This is a genomic window from Affinirhizobium helianthi, from assembly GCF_042680945.1.
GTDB classification, from domain to species: Bacteria; Pseudomonadota; Alphaproteobacteria; order Rhizobiales; family Rhizobiaceae; genus Neorhizobium; species Neorhizobium helianthi.
The window spans coordinates 33,997-52,485 of sequence record NZ_JBHUEQ010000027.1 but is presented as its reverse complement, the minus strand read 5'-3'; the positions used below and the strand labels follow the sequence as shown (position 1 = coordinate 52,485).

Genomic DNA, 18,489 nt, shown 5'->3' with positions numbered 1-18,489 from the left:
CCTGTAAAGTGAATTTCTCAAGAAAATCCGGTATTTCGCCGTTCTGCAGCTTTCAATCGGTTCAATTCGCCGAGGCCGATTTGTTCCAGATCGCGCCAACTGCGCGCCCAATGTGGAAAACCTGTTCAGGAACGTTTTTTCATCTAAGGATTTAGCTCTTGCAGATCCGGACGAATCTGCATCACGTAAGATGAAGAAAGATTAATCGAACGCGTGCCGGCGGCAGCTTGCCAAGAGCGGTTTAATTTGGTCAGGTGAGTCATGATTTTCGATTTTGCATGCCTTCAACTGACATCGCTCTGGGACCGCCTGCTGGGCAGTGTGGGCGATGCTGCGCATAATGCGCTTTCCCGCGTTGTCGAAGCCATCCGCACTCTGTTTGAGGGCGACCCGGAAACGCGCCGGCAGGTTTCCTTCTCTGTTGCTATCATTGCCTTGTCTGCAAAGATGGCAAAGGCCGACGGTGCCGTGGTTGCCTCTGAGGTTGAGGCCTTTCGCCAGATTTTTGACTTCCCGGAAGAGGAAGCCCGAAACGTTGCGCGGCTTTATAATCTTGCGCGACAGGATGTGGCGGGCTTTGAGGCCTATGCAGAGAAACTGGCGGGTCTGTGCGGATCTGGCGAGTGCAATTGCCCTATGCTCGAAAACGTCATCGACGGGCTGTTCCACATCGCAAAGGCGGATGGAATGGTGCATGAGAAGGAACTCGCCTTCCTTGCCCGGATTGCCGAGATCTTCCGCATCGATGAAGACCACTTCCGCCGCATTATGGCGCGCCACATCGAGGTGGAGGATGGCAATCCCTATCTGGTGCTGGGCGTTTCTCCTGAAGACGATTTTTCCGAGATCAGGAAACAGTACAGGAAGCTTGTGGCGGAGCATCATCCCGACAAGCTGATTGCGCGCGGCGTGCCGGAAGCGCTGCACGCCGCGGCCAATGAGCGTATGGCGGCGTTGAATGCGGCCTATGCGGCGATTGAAAGAGAACGCAAAGCAGCATGAAACTGGTGCCTGATTTTGCGGGGGCGCGGGTTGAGCCGTCCCCTAACCATGGCGAGCGCAAGGATTGCGATGCGCCGGATATGATCATCCTGCATTATACGGGTATGCCCGATCACGGACAGGCGCTCTCCTGGCTCAAGAACATCCAGAGCGAAGTTTCCAGCCATTATTTCGTCTGGCCCGATGGGCGTATTGTGCAACTGGTGCCGGAAACACGTCGCGCCTGGCATGCGGGAAAAAGCAGTTGGGCCGGGGCGACTGACATCAATTCAAGGTCCATCGGCATAGAGATAGCAAATACCGGCCATCCCGGTGGATTGCCGGATTATCCGCAAGAGCAGATCGATGCGGTTATCGCGCTGTGCCGTGATTGCATCAGCCGATGGCAGATCCGCCCGGAACGTGTTCTGGCGCATTCGGATGTCGCGCCAAGACGCAAGGTGGATCCGGGTGAACGTTTTCCTTGGCAGCGCCTGCATGAGGCGGGTGTCGGCCACTGGGTTATGCCTGGCCCCATTCGCAGCGGCCGCTTTTTTCAGCGGGGAGAGCAGGGGCAGCCAATCGAGGCCCTTCAAGGTATGTTGGCGCTTTATGGCTACGACATCAGTATCAGCGGGGAATTCTGTGAACGGACGGAAGGCGTGGTTGAAGCCTTCCAGCGCCATTTTCGCCCGGAGAAGGTTGATGGGGTGGCGGATATGTCCACCATTGAAACTTTGCATAGGCTTCTGGCAGAGCTGCCGCGTTTTCAGGGCACTGATGAAGCCTGATTGAAGGCGAACGGAATATTTTCATGTCTGGTATTTTTAAATTCATTGTCGTTGGTCGCGGAATGATGGGATCAGCCGCCGCCAAATATCTTTCGCGAGCAAGCGCAGGAGTTGCCGTGATCGGGCCTGGCGAGCCGGCGGATAAGGCAAGCCACCAGGGCGTGTTCGCCAGCCATTACGATGAGGCGCGAATAACGCGCACAATCGATCCGGACCCGGTATGGGCGCTGCTCGCAAATCGCTCCATCGCCCGTTACGCTGAAATTGAGAGAGAGAGCGGAATTCCGTTTTACCATGATGTCGGATGCCTGATGGTCGGGCCGGAGCAGTCGAGCGGAAATCCCTATATTGGCGGCATCCTGAGTGCTGCTGAACAGCTTGGCGTTCAAACCGAGCTTCTTGATGACCGCGCTCTTGCATCCCGCTTCAGCTATTTCGGTTTCGAAGCTTTCAGTGAGGGGGTGTTTGAGCCGAGCAATGCTGGCCATATCAATCCGCGCGCACTTGTCTCTGCCCAGTCGCTTCTTGCCGAAAGACAAGGGGCAAGGCTGATCGACGAGACTGTGCTGTCCATCCGCAAGGAGGGCGAAACGGTTGTGGTTCGCACGGATACAGGCGCAGAGTATCGGGCAGAAGGCGTCTTGCTCGCGGCGGGCGGTTTTTCCATTGCGGAGAATCTGTTGGCGCGTTCCGTTCAGATGTCGGTTTATGCGCGCACAGTGACATTCTTTGAAGTCTCAGAGACAGAGGCGGCAGCCTTTTCGGGAATGCCCTCACTGATCTATCAGCCGCGTGACGCGAAGAAGCATATCTATCTTCTGCCGCCCGTTCGCTATCCTGACGGCAAGCTCTATCTGAAGATTGGCGGGGATCCCGATGATCTGGCTGTGACAGGCAAGGATGATATGGTGCGCTGGTTCCAATCCGGCGGCAGATCCAGTGTGCGGGAACACCACGTTGAGATCGTTCGCGAACTGGTGCCGAAGATTGACGCGGAACGCGCCAGCATGGCTGCCTGTGTCGTCTCACAAACGGCAACGAATTACCCGTTCATTGCCGCAGCCGCGGACCCTGCTATTGCCGTCGTCACGGGCGGGTGCGGTGCGGCTGCCAAGAGTTCTGACGAGATCGGACGTCTGGGTGCTAGCCTCCTGCTAAATGGCTCGCTTGCGGATGAGGGCTACCCGGTCGGCTTCAATGCCCATTTTGCGTGAGCTTGCGCCATAAAAGCGGTAGCGCGTCACTGGCAAACCGTCTAAGGAGGCGCTGCCAGTTGGCCGGGCAGCCGCGCTTTACCAATGTCGAAAGGCGGTAAGGTGAGGAAAGTCCGGGCTCCACGGAAATACGGTGCCGGATAACGTCCGGCGGGGGCGACCCCAGGGATAGTGCCACAGAAAGAAAACCGCCCCGCCTTTTGTTGCGTTCTGCCGGAGCGCAAGAGGTGGCGGGGTAAGGGTGAAAGGGTGGGGTAAGAGCCCACCGCAGGTCTGGCAACAGGGCTGGCAAGGTAAACCCCACCGGGAGCAAGACCGAATAGGGATGACGCGGGCTGTGCGAAAGCGCTGCCACAGCCGGTTTCCGGGCCAGTCATCCGGGTGGGTTGCATGAGGCAGTGTGTAAACGCTGTCCCAGATGAATGGCTGCCACGTTCCGGGAAACCGGGGCCATACAGAACCCGGCTTACAGGCCAACTGGCAATTTCATTTTCTTTCATATTCAACCTGTGGGCGGTTTCGCGATGCGCCCGTTTGTTCGCTCGGGGCACGTCCTCAACTGGGCGTGTTGGCGTCAGGATGCCTGCAATGGTTGTATCTGCAGGTGTGATTCAGCAGGCTCTGGCGAGCCTTATTCACGAATTTACAATAGCTTAGCTAAGAGACGTGAGAGTTCGGCTTGACGAAAGTCAGGATGGCGGAACCTGTGTTTGCTAACCCTTTGTTAAACTTAACGGGTTATAAATATTTCATGTTGCGGATCTTCCGTGGAGCCGCTTCCCATTGACGCCCATAGGGTCCCATGTTATCCCAAACCCACACTGCGAAGGGGCATAATCTTGCCCAATCATCGGACAGAAACGGGTCGCCTTCCTCGGAAGGTCGCGGGCAGAGATTTTCGCGCCTGAACGGCTGGGTTGTGTCTTTTGGTGCGTTAGAAGTGGGGCGTGTGGCGGCCCTGCGTGTCACGGGAGCGGATGTTTGGCGTTATGAACCGCTTCTTGTCCAATGCGACGAACAGGATCGATGCGAAGGGCCGTGTTTCGGTGCCTGCGCCGTTTCGGTCTGTTCTGGCGCAGCGGGATATCCAGGAGCTTTATTGCCTCCAGGATCTGGTATTTCCGGCGATCAGCGTCGGCGGTCCCGAGTTGCTCGAGCGGTACGAGCGGCAGATCGCCTGCGTCGATCCTTTTTCGCCGGAGGCAAATCAGATGTCGCTGCTTGTGCATGGCGGCGGCGTCTACATGCGGCTCGACTCGGAGGGCCGGTTGATGGTGACGGATTTCATCCGCAGCTTCACCGGCATTACCACGGAAGTGGCTTTCGTCGGACGGTCGGATCATTTTCAGCTTTGGCATCCGCAGGCGTTTCACGAGGCTCAGCGGATTGCTCGGGAAGGTCGCGCGCTGACTGGGGTGCGACCAATGTAAGACAGGGGATTGGAATGGCGGCGAATCTTGGCGACGGAAACCCCGAGGCCGATGGCGGACCGATGCGTCACATTCCAGTCATGCTGAACGAAGTGCTGGAGACGCTGTCCCCGGCGCCCGGCAAACTCATTCTGGATGGCACCTTCGGTGCTGGCGGCTATACGCGCGCCATTCTCTCAGCAGGCGCCAATGTGATCGCTCTCGACCGTGACCCGAATGCGATCGCTGCCGGGCAGGCTATGGTCGCCGAATATGCGGGCAGGCTCAATCTCATTCCCTCCCGTTTCTCGCAGCTTGCGGAACATGCGCCGCCCGAAGGGCTGGATGGCGTTGTGCTGGATATCGGCGTTTCATCAATGCAGATCGATGAGGCAGAGCGCGGTTTTTCGTTTCAGAAAAATGGACCGCTGGATATGCGCATGTCGGCGTCCGGTGTGTCGGCGGCGGATGTGGTCAATCGCGCTAAGGCGGGTGATCTGGCCCGCATTTTCGGCTTTCTCGGAGAGGAAAAGCAGGCGGGAAGAATTGCGCGCGCGATTGAGAAGCGCCGCGCAAGCGAGCCCTTTGCAACCACGCGGGATCTCGCCAACCTGATCGAGAGCGTCAATCCCCGCAAAGCCAAGGACAAGATTCATCCTGCCACCCGCGTTTTTCAGGGGCTGCGCATTTTTGTGAATGATGAATTGGGCGAGTTGGCCCGCGCTCTTTTTGCGGCGGAACGGGCGCTCAAGCCCGGTGGCCGGCTGGTGGTCGTCAGCTTCCATTCTCTGGAAGACCGGCTTGTGAAGCGGTTTTTCTCCGATCGTTCCGGCAAAGCCAGCGGCTCACGCCATCTGCCGATGGTGGAGGATAAGGCTGCGATTTTCGAGCCTATCGGCAAAGGGTTGCTTGCTGCGACGGATGAAGAAGCGCGGAACAACCCTCGCGCAAGGTCAGCCAAGCTACGTGCCGCTTTTAGAACGGCTGCTCCGGTGGGTGCGTCGGACTATTCGATTTTCGATCTGCCTGATTTGGCAAGCCTGGAAAAGATGGGAGCCTGAATATGCTGCGGAGCTTCGATCTGGTTTTGATCGGTATCATGACGGCCACGGCCGTTGTGACTTATACCATCAAGCATAAAGCTGATTTGAAATTGGAGGAGGTTCGGCGGCTGGAATCGGAGATCAAGCTGGAGCGTGACACAATTGATCTTTTGAAAGCGGACTGGGCCTTGCTGACACAGCCAAACCGTTTGCACCGCCTGATCGGCCAATATCAGGCAGAGCTTGAACTGCAGCCAACGCAACCGACGCAGCTTGCCTTGCCGCAGGAGTTGCCCATGTTCAAGGCGCAATTGCCGCAACCCGAAACCACGATCGAGCAGCTCATTGCCGAAGTGGATCCGGAAGTGGCTGCTGCATTGAAGGGCGTCGATGCTGCTAAGGCAAAGCCGCCGAAGGAGAAAATCCCGGTGCCTCTGGCGCGCGGAAAAACCAGAGTTGATGTGATTTCAACCGGATCGGTGGAAGACTGATGGCTTTTCTCTCCCGCGTTATGGTCTTGAAGAGCCGGGCTCATTTTTCCGCCGGCTCAAAACGTCCGGGTCCTTCTTCCGGGACCTTTGAAGGCTCGCGCAAGCGTAAAGCGTCACAGGCACGCAATCGCGTGGCAATCATCATCGCCTGCTTTATCGGTTTTTACTGCGTGATCGGTGGTCGCCTGGTGGTGTATGCCATGCGGGAGCCTGAAGCGACATCCAGCATCATGCCCGCCGACCGCCTGCTGGCATCGAGGCCAGATATTCTGGACCGCAACGGCGAAGTTCTGGCGACCGACATTCGAACGGTCTCGCTGTTTGCCGAGCCGCACAAGATTGTCGATGCCGATGAGGTTATCGAGAAACTCCGCACGGTTTTGCCGGATCTTGATGCCAAGCAGATCTATCACAAGCTGTCTTCCAATTCCCGTTTCCAGTGGCTTCGTCGTCAGCTGACGCCGAAGCAGCAAAGCGAGATCCTGGCGCTCGGTATTCCGGGCATCGGCTTCCGCCCGGAGAAGCGCCGGTTTTATCCGGGTGGTGCGACGGCCGCGCATATTGTCGGCTATGTGAATATCGATAATCGCGGCGTTGCCGGCATGGAGCGCTACATCGACAGCCAGGGTCTGGCGGACCTGGCAGCCGTGGGCATGACCAGCGATCAGCCGCTTGAGCCGGTACGTCTCTCCATCGATGTTCGCGTGCAGGCGATCCTGCGTGAAGTCCTGATGTCGGCAATCCAGAAGTTCCGTGCCAAGGGCGCGGGTGGCGTGGTTCTGGATGCCAATACGGGCGAAGTTCTTGCCATGGCCTCTGCGCCGGATTTCGATCCGAACGATCCGGCTGCGGGCGGCGAAGAGGGCTGGCTCAACCGTATGTCGAACGGCACCTTCGAAATGGGCTCCACCTTCAAGTCCTTCACGCTGGCTATGGCGCTCGATTCCGGCAAGGTGAATATGAATGACAGCTTCGATGCGCGTTATCCCATTCGCATCGGCGGTTTCACCATCAAGGACTTCCACGGCAAGGGGCGGTTTCTGACGGTTCCTGAGGTCTTCCAGTACTCTTCCAACATCGGTACGGCCAAGATGGCCGACGTTGTCGGGATTGACGGGCACAAGGAGTTTCTGACGAAGCTCGGCCTGTTGAGCCGTATGAAGACCGAGCTTCCGGAAGTGGCGACACCTTCACAGCCGCGCACCTGGAAGAAGATCAATTCGATCACGATTTCCTTTGGCCACGGTGTATCCACCACGCCGCTTCAAACGGCAGTAGCGGGTGCTGCCCTGGTGAATGGCGGGCGCCTGATCGAGCCAACATTCCTTCCGCGTTCCCAGGTCGATGCGGAGGCGGTATCGACGCCGGTGATCAAGAAGACGACGAGCGACAACATGCGCTGGCTGTTCGAGTGGAATGGTACGCAAGGTTCCGGCAAAAGCGCGCTTGTCGAAGGCTTTGATGTGGGTGGCAAAACCGGCACAGCCGATAAGGTGATCAATGGCCGCTATAATCACGACCATAACTTTAACGCCTTTCTGGCCGCATTCCCGATCTACAAGCCGAAATATGTCGTCCTGACATTCATTGACGATCCGCGCAGCGAAACCGACCGCGCCGTTCTGGCCGGTAACAGCGCGGCGCCTATGGTGAAGGAAATCATCAGCCGGTCTGCTGCGATTCTCGGTGTAAAACCCAGATTTGGAGAAAACGGCTCCGCCATGCTTGTGTCCTATTAGGCCATAATGAATGAGCCCGACGATTCGCGGCTCATGGACATAGCCGTCTCGCAGAGAGGGTAGCGATGAAACTCAAAGATTTCTCCGGGGTGCTCCCGGAGGTTGCTGCTGAGCTGGAAGGCGAAGCTGGCACTATAGATATAACCGGAATTTCCGCTGATAGCAGGGCGATAAAGCCGGGAATGCTGTTTGTCGCTATTGCGGGCAACAAGGCCAATGGCGCGGCTTTTGCTCAAGATGCTGTAGCACGTGGGGCCGCAGCAATTCTCGCCTCCGAGGCAGTGGAGGCTCCGGTTCCTGTTTTGCGTGTGCAGAATGTGCGCAAGGCGCTGTCGCTGACGGCTGCCCGGTTTTACGGCGTGCAGCCGGCCACCATTGTGGCTGTAACAGGCACAGCCGGTAAAACCTCGGTTGCTTCCTTTACGCGTCAGATCTGGGCCCATGCCGGGCTTGCCGCCGCTCAAATTGGGACCACCGGCGTCATTTCTCCCAAGCGCAACGATTATGGCACGCTGACCACGCCTGATCCTGTGGCGCTGCACGCGCTGCTGGCGGAGCTGGCCCAAGAGGGCGTCACCCATGCAGCAATGGAGGCTTCCAGTCATGGTCTCGATCAGAGCCGGCTGGATGGCGTAAGGCTGTCTGCAGCCGGCTTCACCAATCTTGGCCGCGACCACATGGATTATCATCCGACCGTGGATGATTATTTCGCGGCGAAGATGCGCCTGTTCGATACGCTTCTGCCCAAGGGAAGCCCGGCGGTGATCTTTGCCGACGATCCTTGGTCAGCCAAGGCCGTCGATGTGGCAAGAGCTGCCGGTCATGATGTGCTGACAGTAGGACGAAACGGTTCCTTTCTCAGCCTGAAGCGGGTGGAGCATTTCCGGCACAAGCAACTGGCTGAGATCCACATCGATGGCCAGATTTACGAGGTGCAAATTCCGCTTGCAGGTGAGTTTCAGGTTTCCAATGCTCTGGTTGCTGCGGGTATGGCCATTGCGACGGGACTTGCGCCCAAGGTGGCCATGGCAGCTCTGGAGCGTTTGGTGGGCGCTTCCGGACGGCTGGAGCTGGTGGGGCAGACAAAGCAGGGAGCTCCCGCCTATGTCGATTATGCCCATAAGCCGGAGGCGCTGGAAAATGTGCTGACATCGGTGCGGCCCTTCACAACGGGGCGCGTGATTGTCGTCTTCGGTTGCGGTGGCGACCGGGACAAGGGCAAGCGGCCAATCATGGGCGAGATTGCCAGCAGACTCGCGGATGTGGTCATCGTGACCGACGATAATCCGCGCACTGAACATGCCGAAACAATCCGATCCGAAATCATGGTGGCGGCACCGGATGCCACCGAGATTGGCGATCGGGCACAGGCCATTCGTTACGCCGTCTCGCTGATGGAGGCTGGCGATAGCCTCATTGTTGCCGGTAAAGGGCACGAAGAGGGGCAGACGGTGGGCACCACGGTTCTGCCGTTCTCAGACCATTTGGAAGTCCGAAAGGCTTTGGAGGAGTTAAAGCAGTGAGCTGGTTGTGGACGACGGCTGACATGATTGCCGCCATGGGGGGACGTCCCATCGGCTCCCTTCCGGCAGGGATAACCGGGATTTCCATCGATAGCCGCACGATAGCACCGGGCGAAGCCTTCTTTGCTATCAAGGGCGACCGCGTCGATGGGCACGATTTTGCAACAATCGCCGTTGCCAATGGCGCGGCTCTGCTTGTTGTCGCCGAGGCCAAGCTGCCAGCCATGGGGCGGATCACCACACCGCTGATCGTGGTGGAGGATGTGCTGGTGGCTCTGGGCAAGCTGGCGGTTGCTGCACGCTTGCGCAGCCGCGCGCAGATTGTCGCCGTCACCGGCTCCGTCGGCAAGACGACGACCAAGGAAATGCTGCGCACCGTGCTTGCGCCTTCCGGAAAGGTGCATGCAGCTATCTCTTCCTTCAACAATCACTGGGGCGTGCCACTGACATTGGCGCGCATGCCGGAGGATACGGATTACGGTGTCTTCGAAATTGGTATGAATCATCCTAATGAGATTAGGCCATTGGTGAAGATGGTACGGCCTCACGTAGCCGTCATCACCACGATCGGCGCGGCGCATCTGGGACATTTCAACAGTTTGGAGGAAATCGCTGCTGCCAAGGCTGAGATCTTTGAAGGGCTGGAGCCGGGCGGTGTTGCGCTGTTGAACCGGGACAACAAGCAATTCGGTTTTCTGGAACGGGTGGCGCAGGATCTTGCGTTGCCCCATGTGTTGACATTCGGCCAGCATGCCAAGGCCGATTTCCGTCTGGCCGATTTTGAAGGAACGGCGGAAGGCTCTACGATCTGGGCGGTGCTGAACGGCGAAACCGTAGAGGTGCACATTGGTGCACCGGGCCGACATATCGCCGAGAATGCTCTTGCTGCGCTTGGCGTCGTTGCTGTGTTCGGTGCCAATCTGGACGCTGCGCGTGAGGGGCTTGCATCTCTGCGCCCCGTCAAGGGGCGGGGGGAACGGCATCGTCTGGCAATCGGCGATGGCGTGCTGACCCTGATCGACGAGAGCTATAACGCAAACCCTGCTTCCATGCGCGCAGCTATCGCATTGTTGACTGCGAGCCAGCCGGAAGGGGCGGGCCGGCGCGTCGCGGTTCTTGGCGACATGCTGGAAATGGGCGTTTTTTCGCAGCGGGTGCATGAGGAACTGGCGGGACCACTGCTGGCTGCGGGTATTGAGCATGTCTGGCTTGCGGGGCAGGAAATGGCTGCGCTGCGCGATGCTCTGCCGGAGAGCGTGCAGGTGGAATATCGCGCCACGACAGCAGAGCTTCTGGATTACGTGCTCGCACATGTGGTGCCGGGCGATGTGTTGATGGTGAAGTCTTCGCTTGGCATTGGTTTCGGCAAGATCATCGCCGCGCTTATTGACAAGTACCCGCCCTTGGCCGACAGGGAGCGCCAAATTTGATCCTCCTTGAGAAAGACAAACAATGCTGATTTGGCTTGTGGAACTCGCGAGCAGCTTTCAGGTCTTCAATCTGTTCCGTTATATTACCTTCCGGACAGGTGCTGCTCTGTTTACCTCCGCCCTGATCGTCTTCCTGTTCGGCCCTCGTATGATTGCCTCCCTGCGCATCCGCCAGGGCAAGGGGCAGCCGATTCGTGCCGATGGGCCGCAGACGCATTTCAAAAAGGCCGGTACGCCCACCATGGGTGGTTTGATGATCCTGGCCGGCATCGTGGGCGGTTCGCTGCTATGGGCCGATCTTTCCAACGTCTATGTTGTCGCCACCTTGCTCGTGACGCTGGGCTTTGGCGCAATCGGGTTTTATGACGATTACCTGAAAGTGACCAAGCAGACGGAGAAGGGCTTCTCCGGAAAGGCGCGTCTTGGCCTTGAGTTCGTCATCGCCTGCATCGCCGTTTACTTCATGATGCGCACGTCCGTTGCAAACAGCCCCAACGGCTCTTTGCTGGGAACCTCCATCTCCTTCCCGTTCTTCAAGAGCGTATTGCTGAACCTTGGCATTTTCTTCGTGCTCTTCGGCGGCTTCGTCATCGTGGCCGCAGGCAATGCCGTGAACCTGACCGATGGTCTCGATGGCTTGGCCATCGTGCCGGTGATGATTGCCGCAGCTTCCTTCGGCGTGATTGCCTATCTGGCCGGTAACGCCGTTTTTGCCGATTACCTGCAGATCAACTTCGTGCCCGGCACTGGTGAGCTTGCCGTCATTCTGGGCGCGGTGATCGGGGCTGGTTTGGGCTTTCTGTGGTTCAACGCTCCACCGGCTGCCATCTTCATGGGCGATACGGGTTCGCTGGCCCTTGGCGGGTTGATTGGCTCGGTCGCAGTTGCCACCAAGCACGAGATTGTCATGGCCATCATTGGTGGCCTGTTCGTGATGGAAACGCTGTCGGTCATCATTCAGGTTGGCTTCTTCAAGATGACGGGGCGGCGCGTGTTCCTGATGGCACCGATTCACCATCATTTTGAGAAGCTGGGCTGGACGGAAAGCCAGGTGGTTATACGTTTCTGGATCATCGCTGTGGGCCTCGCAATGCTTGGCCTTTCCACGCTGAAGCTGCGGTAAGGCCATGATAGCCGTTACGACATTCGCAGGACGGAAGGTTGCTCTGTTTGGCCTCGGCGGCTCCGGGCTCGCCACGGCCAAGGCATTGCTTGCCGGGGGTGCCGATGTAACTGCCTGGGATGACAATCCTGACAGTGTTGCAAAAGCGAATGCCGACGGCGTGAAAACAGCCGACTTGCGGGGCATCGACTGGGCCTCGCAAGCTGCTCTCGTGCTTTCCCCCGGCGTTCCGCTGACGCATCCAAAGCCACATTGGAGCGTTGATCTTGCGCGAGCCGCTGGCGTGGAAATCATCGGCGACGTGGAATTGTTCGTGCGGGAGCGGCGGGCGCATGCGCCCGGTTGCGCCTTCATCGCGATTACGGGAACGAATGGAAAATCAACCACGACCGCGCTGATTGCGCATATCCTGCGCAGCAGCGGCCGCGATACGCAGCTTGGCGGCAATATCGGCACTGCGGTTCTGACATTGGATCCGCCGCGTGACGATCGGTTCTATGTGGTCGAGTGCTCGTCCTACCAGATCGATCTTGCGCCCACCATCAATCCCACGGCTGGCATTCTGCTCAACCTGACCCCCGATCATCTGGATCGGCATGGGACGATGCAGCACTATGCGGATGTGAAGGAGCGACTGGTTGCCGGAAGCGGCACGGCAATTGTGGGCGTGGACGACAGTTATTCGAGCGTCATTGCTGACCGCCTTGAACGTGCGGGGGTGGCAGTCGATAGAATCTCCAAACGATCGCCGTTGCGGAATGGATATTATCTTGCCGGAACCGACATCGTGCAGGCGAAAGAGGGTGAGGTGGTCTCGCTCTACTCGCTCGACGGGATCGATACCCTGAAGGGTTCGCATAACGCGCAGAACGCAGCGGCGGCCATCGCCGCCTGCCTTGCGGTTGGCGTTTCGGCAGAAGACATTCGGTCCGGTCTGATGAGCTTCCCGGGCCTGAAACATCGCATGCAGCCGGTGGGCCGCAAGGGCCGGGTTGTTTTCGTCAATGATTCCAAGGCAACGAATGCTGAGGCGGCCGCGCCTGCGCTTTCCAGCTATGACCGGATTTTCTGGATCGCTGGCGGATTGCCAAAGGCTGGCGGCATCGCAAGCCTCGCGCCACTCTTTCCTCGTATCGTGAAAGCCTATCTGATTGGAGAAGCTGCACCGGAATTTGCCTCAACGCTGGGTGACGCGGTCCCTTATGAGATATCCAGCACGCTGGATCGTGCCGTTGCCCATGCGGCAGCTGAGGCGGAAGCCGATGGCGGAGATTGTGCCGTGATGCTTTCGCCCGCCTGTGCGAGTTTCGATCAGTTCAGGAATTTCGAGGTCAGGGGCGATTATTTCGTTTCCCTGGTCGCAGCACTCGAAGGCATTTCCATGCTGATCGAGCCGGAGAAGGGAACGTGAGATGGTAAGTCGCGCCGACCGAGGGGCACTCGCAGACTGGTTCTGGACGATTGATCGCTTCTTTCTGGCGACGTTCATCCTGCTGATGGGCATTGGCTTCATGCTGTCCTTTGCGGCGTCTCCGCCGGTCGCGGAGCGCATCGGCCTGCCGAGCTTCCACTTCGTCGAGCGCCACGCCGTCTTTCTCGCGCCGTCCATTCTGGTGATGATCGGCCTTTCCTTCCTTACGCCGCGTCAGGTTCGCCGTGCCGCCATCATTATTCTAGTGCTCTCCATCGTGATGATGGTGCTGGCACTGTTTTTTGGCGCGGAGATCAAAGGCTCGAGGCGCTGGTTCTCGATCGGCAGTTTTTCAGTCCAGCCATCGGAGTTTCTGAAGCCTGCCTTCGTGGTGGTCTGTGCCTGGCTGTTTGCCGAACATGCACGCCAGCCGGAAGTGCCTGGCAATCTCTTTGCGATCATTCTGTTTGGTATCGTTGCTGCCCTGCTGGTTGCGCAGCCTGATCTTGGTCAGACGATTCTGACGAGCGCCGTATGGGGCGCAATGTTCTTCATGGCTGGAATGCCCTGGCTCTGGATCATTGTTCTAGGCGGTTTGGGCGCTGGCGGCTTGGTGGGCGCCTATTACATTTTTCCGCACGTGGCGGGCCGAATTGACCGCTTCCTGACCGGGGAAGGCGACACATTTCAGGTCGATACCGCACGTGAGGCCATCATTCGTGGCGACTGGTTCGGCCAGGGTCCTGGCGAGGGCATTGTGAAGCGCATCCTGCCGGATAGTCACACCGACTTCATCTTTTCCGTTGCCGCCGAAGAATTCGGCATCATCTTCTGCATGGTCCTGGTTGCCATCTTTGCCTTCATCGTGATCCGTGGTCTCAGCCATGCCTATCGCGAGAAGAATGATTTCAACCGCTTTGCCGTTGCCGGACTGGTCCTGCAAATCGGCATTCAGTCCATGATCAATATTGGCGTCAATCTGGAGCTTATGCCTGCAAAGGGCATGACGCTTCCGCTGATTTCCTATGGCGGCTCGTCCATGATCGCGATCTGCATCACGGCAGGCTTTGTTCTCGCCTTGACGCGCCATCGACCCGAAAAGCGAGCGCAGGAGCGCAGCCTGTTCCGTGTGTCCCACGGCGTTCCGGCGGAGTAAACCATGAGCAAAGGCATTATCATGCTTGCCGCCGGTGGTACCGGCGGTCATCTTTTTCCGGCGGAAGCCCTCGGCCATGAGTTGAAGGCGCGCGGCTGGTCTGTCCATCTGATTACGGATAAGCGCGCGGAGCGTTTTGCTGGCACTTTCCCTGCCGATGAAATCCATGTCGTGCCGTCTGCCACGCTGGGCTCGAAGAACCCCGTTGCAGTGACGCGCTCACTGCTGACCCTCTGGCGGGGTTTGAGAACGGCGCGCCAGCTTTTGTCACGCACGCGACCAGCGGCTGTTGTCGGTTTTGGCGGCTACCCCACAGTTCCGCCTCTGCTCGCTGCTACGGGAATGGGCATTCCATCCGTCCTTCATGAGCAGAATGCGGTGATGGGGCGGGCGAACAAGGCGCTTGCCAATCGCGTGCAGGCAATTGCCGGTGGCTTTTTGCCAGCTGACAGCGGAAAATTTGCAGCCAAGACGGTGATTACCGGAAACCCGGTACGTCCTGCAGTGCTTCAGGCGTCCAACATTCCCTACCGTGCATCGCGGGCGGGTGAACCCTTCAATCTGGTCGTTTTTGGCGGCAGCCAAGGTGCGCAGTTTTTCTCCGGTGCGATTCCAACGGCACTGGCGCTGTTGAGCGATGAAGAACGCGGTCGTTTGCGGCTGACCCAGCAGGCGCGTCCGGATGATCGCCAGCAGGTCGATTCATGCCTGGTGAAGCTGAAGATGCAGGCGGAGGTTTCGCCGTTCTTCAGCGATATGGCGGCGCGTATCGGTGCGGCGCATATGGTCATCAGCCGGTCCGGCGCCTCCACCGTTTCCGAACTGGCGGTGATCGGCCGTCCGGCGCTTCTGGTGCCTTATCCGCACGCGCTGGATCATGACCAGGCTGCCAATGCCGCCGCTCTGGTAAAGGCCGGTGGTGCAAAGGTGGTTGCGCAAAGCGAGCTTTCTCCAGAAAAACTGGCGAAGATCATTTCCAGCGCCATGCAGGAGCCGGATCGGCTGGAAAAGATGGCGCTGGCTGCGAGACAGGCAGGCCACCCCAATGCTGCGGCCTTGCTTGCTGACCTGGTGATCGCTATCGCAGGCAGACAGGATATTGCGACTTATAAAGGAGTAGAGTCATGAAGATGCCGAAGGCAATTGGCCTCGTCCACTTCATTGGCATCGGCGGGATCGGCATGAGCGGCATTGCCGAAGTGCTGCATAACCTCGGTCACCGGGTGCAGGGCTCCGACCAGTCGGACAGTGCGAATGTTCAGCGCTTGCGTGACAAGGGCATTCCGGTTTTCGTGGGGCACCAGGCCGATAATCTGGGCGATGCGGAAGTGGTTGTGGTGTCCACCGCAATCAAGAAGAACAATCCGGAATTGATTGCCGCGCGCGAAAAGTCCCTGCCCATTGTACGGCGTGCGGAAATGCTGGCCGAGCTTATGCGCTTCCGCAATGCCATTGCCATTGGCGGCACGCATGGCAAGACGACGACCACATCCATGGTGGCTACGCTGCTCGAGGCAGGCGGCCTTGATCCGACCGTGATCAATGGCGGCATCATCAATGCCTATGGCACCAATGCCCGCATGGGCGAGGGTGAGTGGATGGTCGTTGAGGCCGACGAATCGGACGGCACCTTCCTGAAGCTGCCTGCCGATGTGGCGGTTGTTACCAATATCGACCCGGAGCATCTCGACCATTACGGCAGCTTCGATGCCGTGCGTGCGGCGTTTCGGCAGTTCGTGGAGAACGTACCCTTCTACGGATTTGGCGTGCTGTGCATCGACCACCCGGAAGTGCAGCAGCTGGTTGGCAAGATCGAGGATCGCAAGATTGTGACCTACGGTGAAAATCCGCAGGCTGATGCGCGCTTCTCCAATATCCGCATGGATGGGACGCGTGCGATCTTCGACATCGAGATTCGCCGCCGTCGCACAGGCCGCGTTTTCCACTTCAAGGATCTCAGCCTGCCAATGCCGGGCCGTCACAACATTTCCAATGCGACCGCGGCGGTTGCTGTTGCCAATCGTCTTGGTATCTCCGAGGAAGACATTCGAAAAGGGCTTGCTGCTTTCGGTGGCGTAAAGCGCCGCTTCACGCTGACCGGCACCTCGAACGGGGTTTCGGTATTTGACGATTACGGCCACCATCCTGTTGAAATCAAAGCCGTGCTGCGTGCCGCGCGCGAAAGCTGCCAGGGGCGGATTATCGCCGTCCATCAGCCGCACCGCTATTCGCGCCTGTCCAGCCTGTTTGAGGATTTCGTAACCTGCTTCAACGATGCTGACAGTATCATTCTCGCTCCGGTCTATGCTGCGGGCGAAGATGAGATCGAGGGCATCAATTCCGAGGCGCTCGTTTCGCGCATTCGCGCCGGAGGACACAGGGACGCGCGTTACATGGCTGAACCCACTGCATTGCCAGGTATTATTTCGAGCATTGCAAAGCCAGGTGATTTCGTGGTTCTTCTGGGGGCTGGCAATATTACACAATGGGCAGCAACCCTGCCCAAGGAACTGGATAGCATTTCGGGACAATCTTGATGAAGCAGGTGAATGGGGAGAAGCTTCTGGCCTCATTAGGGCCGGGGGTGAATGAATTGAGAGGTCGGCTGACGCCCGATGCGCCGATGGACCGGGTGACATGGTTCCAGGCCGGTGGGCTTGCCGAACTGATGTTCCAGCCGCACGATACGGAAGACCTCATCACCTTCCTGAAGCTGTTGCCGGAAGATGTTCCGTTGACGGTCGTCGGCGTGGGTTCCAACCTGCTTGTGCGTGACGGCGGTATTCCGGGTGTGGTGCTTCGCCTTTCGGCCAAGGGCTTTGGCGGGTTGGAGCTGGCTGGTGAGAACCGCATTCGTGCGGGCGCAATCTGCCCGGACAAGCACATCGCGGCGATGGCCATGGACCACAATATCGGTGGCTTTGCCTTCTACTACGGTATTCCGGGTTCGATCGGCGGAGCTCTGCGCATGAATGCCGGTGCCAACGGTGGCGAGACCGCGGCGCGCGTGGTGGAAGTTCATGCGGTTGACCGCAAGGGCAACAAGCACGTGCTGACGAATGCCGATATGGGTTACAGCTATCGTCACTCTTCCGTTGCTCATGACCTTATCTTCACGCATGCGGTCTTTGAAGGCTATGCGGATGAGAAGGCAAAGATTCGCAGCGAGATGGATGCCGTTCGTCATCATCGCGAAACGGTGCAGCCAGTGAAGGAAAAGACCGGCGGTTCCACCTTCAAGAATCCGCCCGGCCATTCCGCCTGGGAATTGATCGATCAGGCTGGTTGCCGCGGTTTGATGAATGGTGGTGCGCAGATGTCGTCTCTGCACTGCAACTTCATGATCAATATCGGCCATGCATCCGGCTATGATCTCGAATATCTCGGCGAGCTTGTTCGTCAGCGTGTTTTCGAACATTCCGGCGTGAAGCTTGAATGGGAAATCAAGCGTCTCGGCATCTTCATGCCCGGACGTGAGGTAAGACCGTTCCAGGGAGTGACGTCCGAGTGACAAGCGGTTGAGGCAGGACTTTCGATGAGCCTCGTTCACAATGAACGGACGAAGCTTTTGGCCAATGCGCTGGACAGGCTCTCGACAGCCTGTGCAGCTGCTGGCTTCATAGCGCCTGCCACCTCGCTCTCCTCCGGCAACGGGAACATTTCGCTTGCCGTGGCATTTTCCACTTTGACTTGGCTTTTTGCGGCAATGCTATTACATTTGCTGGCAAGACGGACGCTCGGAGGTCTGAGACCATGAACGGCGCAACACTGTTTTTCCTTTACGGCTTGCCCGTGTTGATCGTGGCTGGTGGATGGGTTGCAGTTGTTCTCAATGAACGCAACGCTTCCCCCAAGCATCACATTCACCCTGGTGAGTGAGCCTGTTCCCAGTTAAGAAAAGCCCGCGAAATCAGAGATTTCGCGGGCTTTTTTGTTGTTCAGAATCTGATTCAAGTGAGCCTCCTGCTTATCCCGCAGCCGTCCGGCCACGGACGCATAGGGTGTTATGTATGAATAGCAGTGCAGTGCCTCAATTAGGCTGCAAAACGCCGGCGGAATCAAAGACTACCGAGTAGCGTCTATTGAGTGCAATGAGGGCAGGGACTCTCAGCCTGGCATCGCTGGAGTGCGGCGCGCGAACGTGAGCAGCGTTCTGCGATGACCACAGGCGATAAAAC

16 protein-coding genes and 1 other RNA gene are annotated in these 18,489 nt (G+C 58.2%); all 17 read left to right on the top strand.

Going from position 1 to position 18,489, the window contains the following annotated elements:
* Positions 1–261 precede the first annotated feature (261 nt).
* The 17 genes from ACFSE1_RS16035 to ACFSE1_RS15955 all read left to right on the top strand — a co-directional run bounded on the left by ACFSE1_RS16035 (position 262) and on the right by ACFSE1_RS15955 (position 18,190).
* Positions 262–1,002, top strand: coding sequence for a TerB family tellurite resistance protein (locus ACFSE1_RS16035; protein ID WP_377403425.1), 741 nt, complete (start codon positions 262–264; stop codon positions 1,000–1,002).
* Positions 999–1,772, top strand: coding sequence for an N-acetylmuramoyl-L-alanine amidase (locus ACFSE1_RS16030; RefSeq protein ID WP_377403423.1), 774 nt, complete (start codon positions 999–1,001; stop codon positions 1,770–1,772). Before ACFSE1_RS16035 ends, ACFSE1_RS16030 begins: the two co-directional genes overlap by 4 nt.
* A gap of 23 nt (positions 1,773–1,795) precedes the next feature.
* Entirely contained in the window at positions 1,796–2,986 is a 1,191-nt protein-coding gene (locus ACFSE1_RS16025) for an FAD-dependent oxidoreductase (protein WP_377403421.1), read from the top strand.
* A 55-nt stretch (positions 2,987–3,041) separates the two neighbouring features.
* Positions 3,042–3,471: RNase P RNA component class A (rnpB, locus tag ACFSE1_RS16020), an RNA gene on the top strand.
* A gap of 504 nt (positions 3,472–3,975) precedes the next feature.
* Positions 3,976–4,416 carry a division/cell wall cluster transcriptional repressor MraZ gene (gene mraZ, locus ACFSE1_RS16015; protein ID WP_377403419.1) on the top strand — a complete coding sequence of 147 codons (441 nt, stop codon included), beginning with the start codon at positions 3,976–3,978 and terminating at the stop codon, positions 4,414–4,416.
* A gap of 14 nt (positions 4,417–4,430) precedes the next feature.
* Positions 4,431–5,456, top strand: a complete 1,026-nt coding sequence (gene rsmH, locus ACFSE1_RS16010) for a 16S rRNA (cytosine(1402)-N(4))-methyltransferase RsmH (RefSeq protein WP_377403417.1) — start codon at positions 4,431–4,433, stop codon at positions 5,454–5,456.
* Positions 5,457–5,458: 2 nt separating this feature from the next.
* Positions 5,459–5,929: a cell division protein FtsL gene (gene ftsL / locus ACFSE1_RS16005; RefSeq protein ID WP_377403415.1), complete on the top strand. Its 471-nt coding sequence runs from the start codon at positions 5,459–5,461 to the stop codon at positions 5,927–5,929.
* Positions 5,929–7,668 (top strand): peptidoglycan D,D-transpeptidase FtsI family protein, encoded by a 1,740-nt coding sequence (locus ACFSE1_RS16000; RefSeq protein ID WP_377403413.1) that lies wholly within the window; start codon positions 5,929–5,931, stop codon positions 7,666–7,668. Before ftsL ends, ACFSE1_RS16000 begins: the two co-directional genes overlap by 1 nt.
* A 65-nt stretch (positions 7,669–7,733) precedes the next feature.
* A complete protein-coding gene (locus ACFSE1_RS15995; protein ID WP_377403411.1) occupies positions 7,734–9,191 on the top strand; it encodes a UDP-N-acetylmuramoyl-L-alanyl-D-glutamate--2,6-diaminopimelate ligase in 1,458 nt (485 codons plus the stop codon).
* Positions 9,188–10,621 carry a UDP-N-acetylmuramoylalanyl-D-glutamyl-2,6-diaminopimelate--D-alanyl-D-alanine ligase gene (locus ACFSE1_RS15990; protein WP_377403409.1) on the top strand — a complete coding sequence of 478 codons (1,434 nt, stop codon included), beginning with the start codon at positions 9,188–9,190 and terminating at the stop codon, positions 10,619–10,621. The genes ACFSE1_RS15995 and ACFSE1_RS15990 overlap by 4 nt, the downstream gene beginning before the upstream one ends.
* A gap of 22 nt (positions 10,622–10,643) precedes the next feature.
* A complete protein-coding gene (gene mraY / locus ACFSE1_RS15985) occupies positions 10,644–11,744 on the top strand; it encodes a phospho-N-acetylmuramoyl-pentapeptide-transferase (RefSeq protein WP_377403407.1) in 1,101 nt (366 codons plus the stop codon).
* 4 nt (positions 11,745–11,748) lie between these two features.
* Positions 11,749–13,155: a UDP-N-acetylmuramoyl-L-alanine--D-glutamate ligase gene (murD, locus tag ACFSE1_RS15980; protein WP_377403405.1), complete on the top strand. Its 1,407-nt coding sequence runs from the start codon at positions 11,749–11,751 to the stop codon at positions 13,153–13,155.
* A gap of 1 nt (position 13,156) precedes the next feature.
* Positions 13,157–14,311, top strand: a complete 1,155-nt coding sequence (gene ftsW, locus ACFSE1_RS15975) for a putative lipid II flippase FtsW (protein ID WP_377403403.1) — start codon at positions 13,157–13,159, stop codon at positions 14,309–14,311.
* A 3-nt stretch (positions 14,312–14,314) separates the two neighbouring features.
* A complete protein-coding gene (gene murG, locus ACFSE1_RS15970; RefSeq protein ID WP_377403401.1) occupies positions 14,315–15,439 on the top strand; it encodes an undecaprenyldiphospho-muramoylpentapeptide beta-N-acetylglucosaminyltransferase in 1,125 nt (374 codons plus the stop codon).
* Positions 15,436–16,848 (top strand): UDP-N-acetylmuramate--L-alanine ligase, encoded by a 1,413-nt coding sequence (murC, locus tag ACFSE1_RS15965; protein ID WP_377403399.1) that lies wholly within the window; start codon positions 15,436–15,438, stop codon positions 16,846–16,848. The genes murG and murC overlap by 4 nt, the downstream gene beginning before the upstream one ends.
* On the top strand, positions 16,848–17,822 hold the full coding sequence (gene murB, locus ACFSE1_RS15960; RefSeq protein WP_377403397.1) for a UDP-N-acetylmuramate dehydrogenase: 975 nt from the start codon (positions 16,848–16,850) through the stop codon (positions 17,820–17,822). The genes murC and murB overlap by 1 nt, the downstream gene beginning before the upstream one ends.
* A 242-nt stretch (positions 17,823–18,064) precedes the next feature.
* A complete protein-coding gene (locus tag ACFSE1_RS15955) occupies positions 18,065–18,190 on the top strand; it encodes a hypothetical protein (RefSeq protein ID WP_377403395.1) in 126 nt (41 codons plus the stop codon).
* The last annotated feature ends 299 nt before the right edge of the window (positions 18,191–18,489 follow it).

Excerpts from the sequence above, each read along its gene's own strand:
- ACFSE1_RS16035 (WP_377403425.1), top strand. The coding sequence starts at position 262 with ATGATTTTCGATTTTGCATGCCTTCAACTGACATCGCTCTGGGACCGC.
- mraZ (WP_377403419.1), top strand. The coding sequence starts at position 3,976 with ATGAACCGCTTCTTGTCCAATGCGACGAACAGGATCGATGCGAAGGGC.
- ACFSE1_RS16000 (WP_377403413.1), top strand. The coding sequence starts at position 5,929 with ATGGCTTTTCTCTCCCGCGTTATGGTCTTGAAGAGCCGGGCTCATTTT.
- ftsW (WP_377403403.1), top strand. The coding sequence starts at position 13,157 with ATGGTAAGTCGCGCCGACCGAGGGGCACTCGCAGACTGGTTCTGGACG.
- murC (WP_377403399.1), top strand. The coding sequence starts at position 15,436 with ATGAAGATGCCGAAGGCAATTGGCCTCGTCCACTTCATTGGCATCGGC.
- murB (WP_377403397.1), top strand. The coding sequence starts at position 16,848 with ATGAAGCAGGTGAATGGGGAGAAGCTTCTGGCCTCATTAGGGCCGGGG.
- ACFSE1_RS16025 (WP_377403421.1), top strand. The coding sequence starts at position 1,796 with ATGTCTGGTATTTTTAAATTCATTGTCGTTGGTCGCGGAATGATGGGA.
- murG (WP_377403401.1), top strand. The coding sequence starts at position 14,315 with ATGAGCAAAGGCATTATCATGCTTGCCGCCGGTGGTACCGGCGGTCAT.
- ftsL (WP_377403415.1), top strand. The coding sequence starts at position 5,459 with ATGCTGCGGAGCTTCGATCTGGTTTTGATCGGTATCATGACGGCCACG.
- ACFSE1_RS16030 (WP_377403423.1), top strand. The coding sequence starts at position 999 with ATGAAACTGGTGCCTGATTTTGCGGGGGCGCGGGTTGAGCCGTCCCCT.
- rsmH (WP_377403417.1), top strand. The coding sequence starts at position 4,431 with ATGGCGGCGAATCTTGGCGACGGAAACCCCGAGGCCGATGGCGGACCG.
- ACFSE1_RS15955 (WP_377403395.1), top strand. The coding sequence starts at position 18,065 with ATGAACGGCGCAACACTGTTTTTCCTTTACGGCTTGCCCGTGTTGATC.
- mraY (WP_377403407.1), top strand. The coding sequence starts at position 10,644 with ATGCTGATTTGGCTTGTGGAACTCGCGAGCAGCTTTCAGGTCTTCAAT.
- ACFSE1_RS15995 (WP_377403411.1), top strand. The coding sequence starts at position 7,734 with ATGAAACTCAAAGATTTCTCCGGGGTGCTCCCGGAGGTTGCTGCTGAG.
- murD (WP_377403405.1), top strand. The coding sequence starts at position 11,749 with ATGATAGCCGTTACGACATTCGCAGGACGGAAGGTTGCTCTGTTTGGC.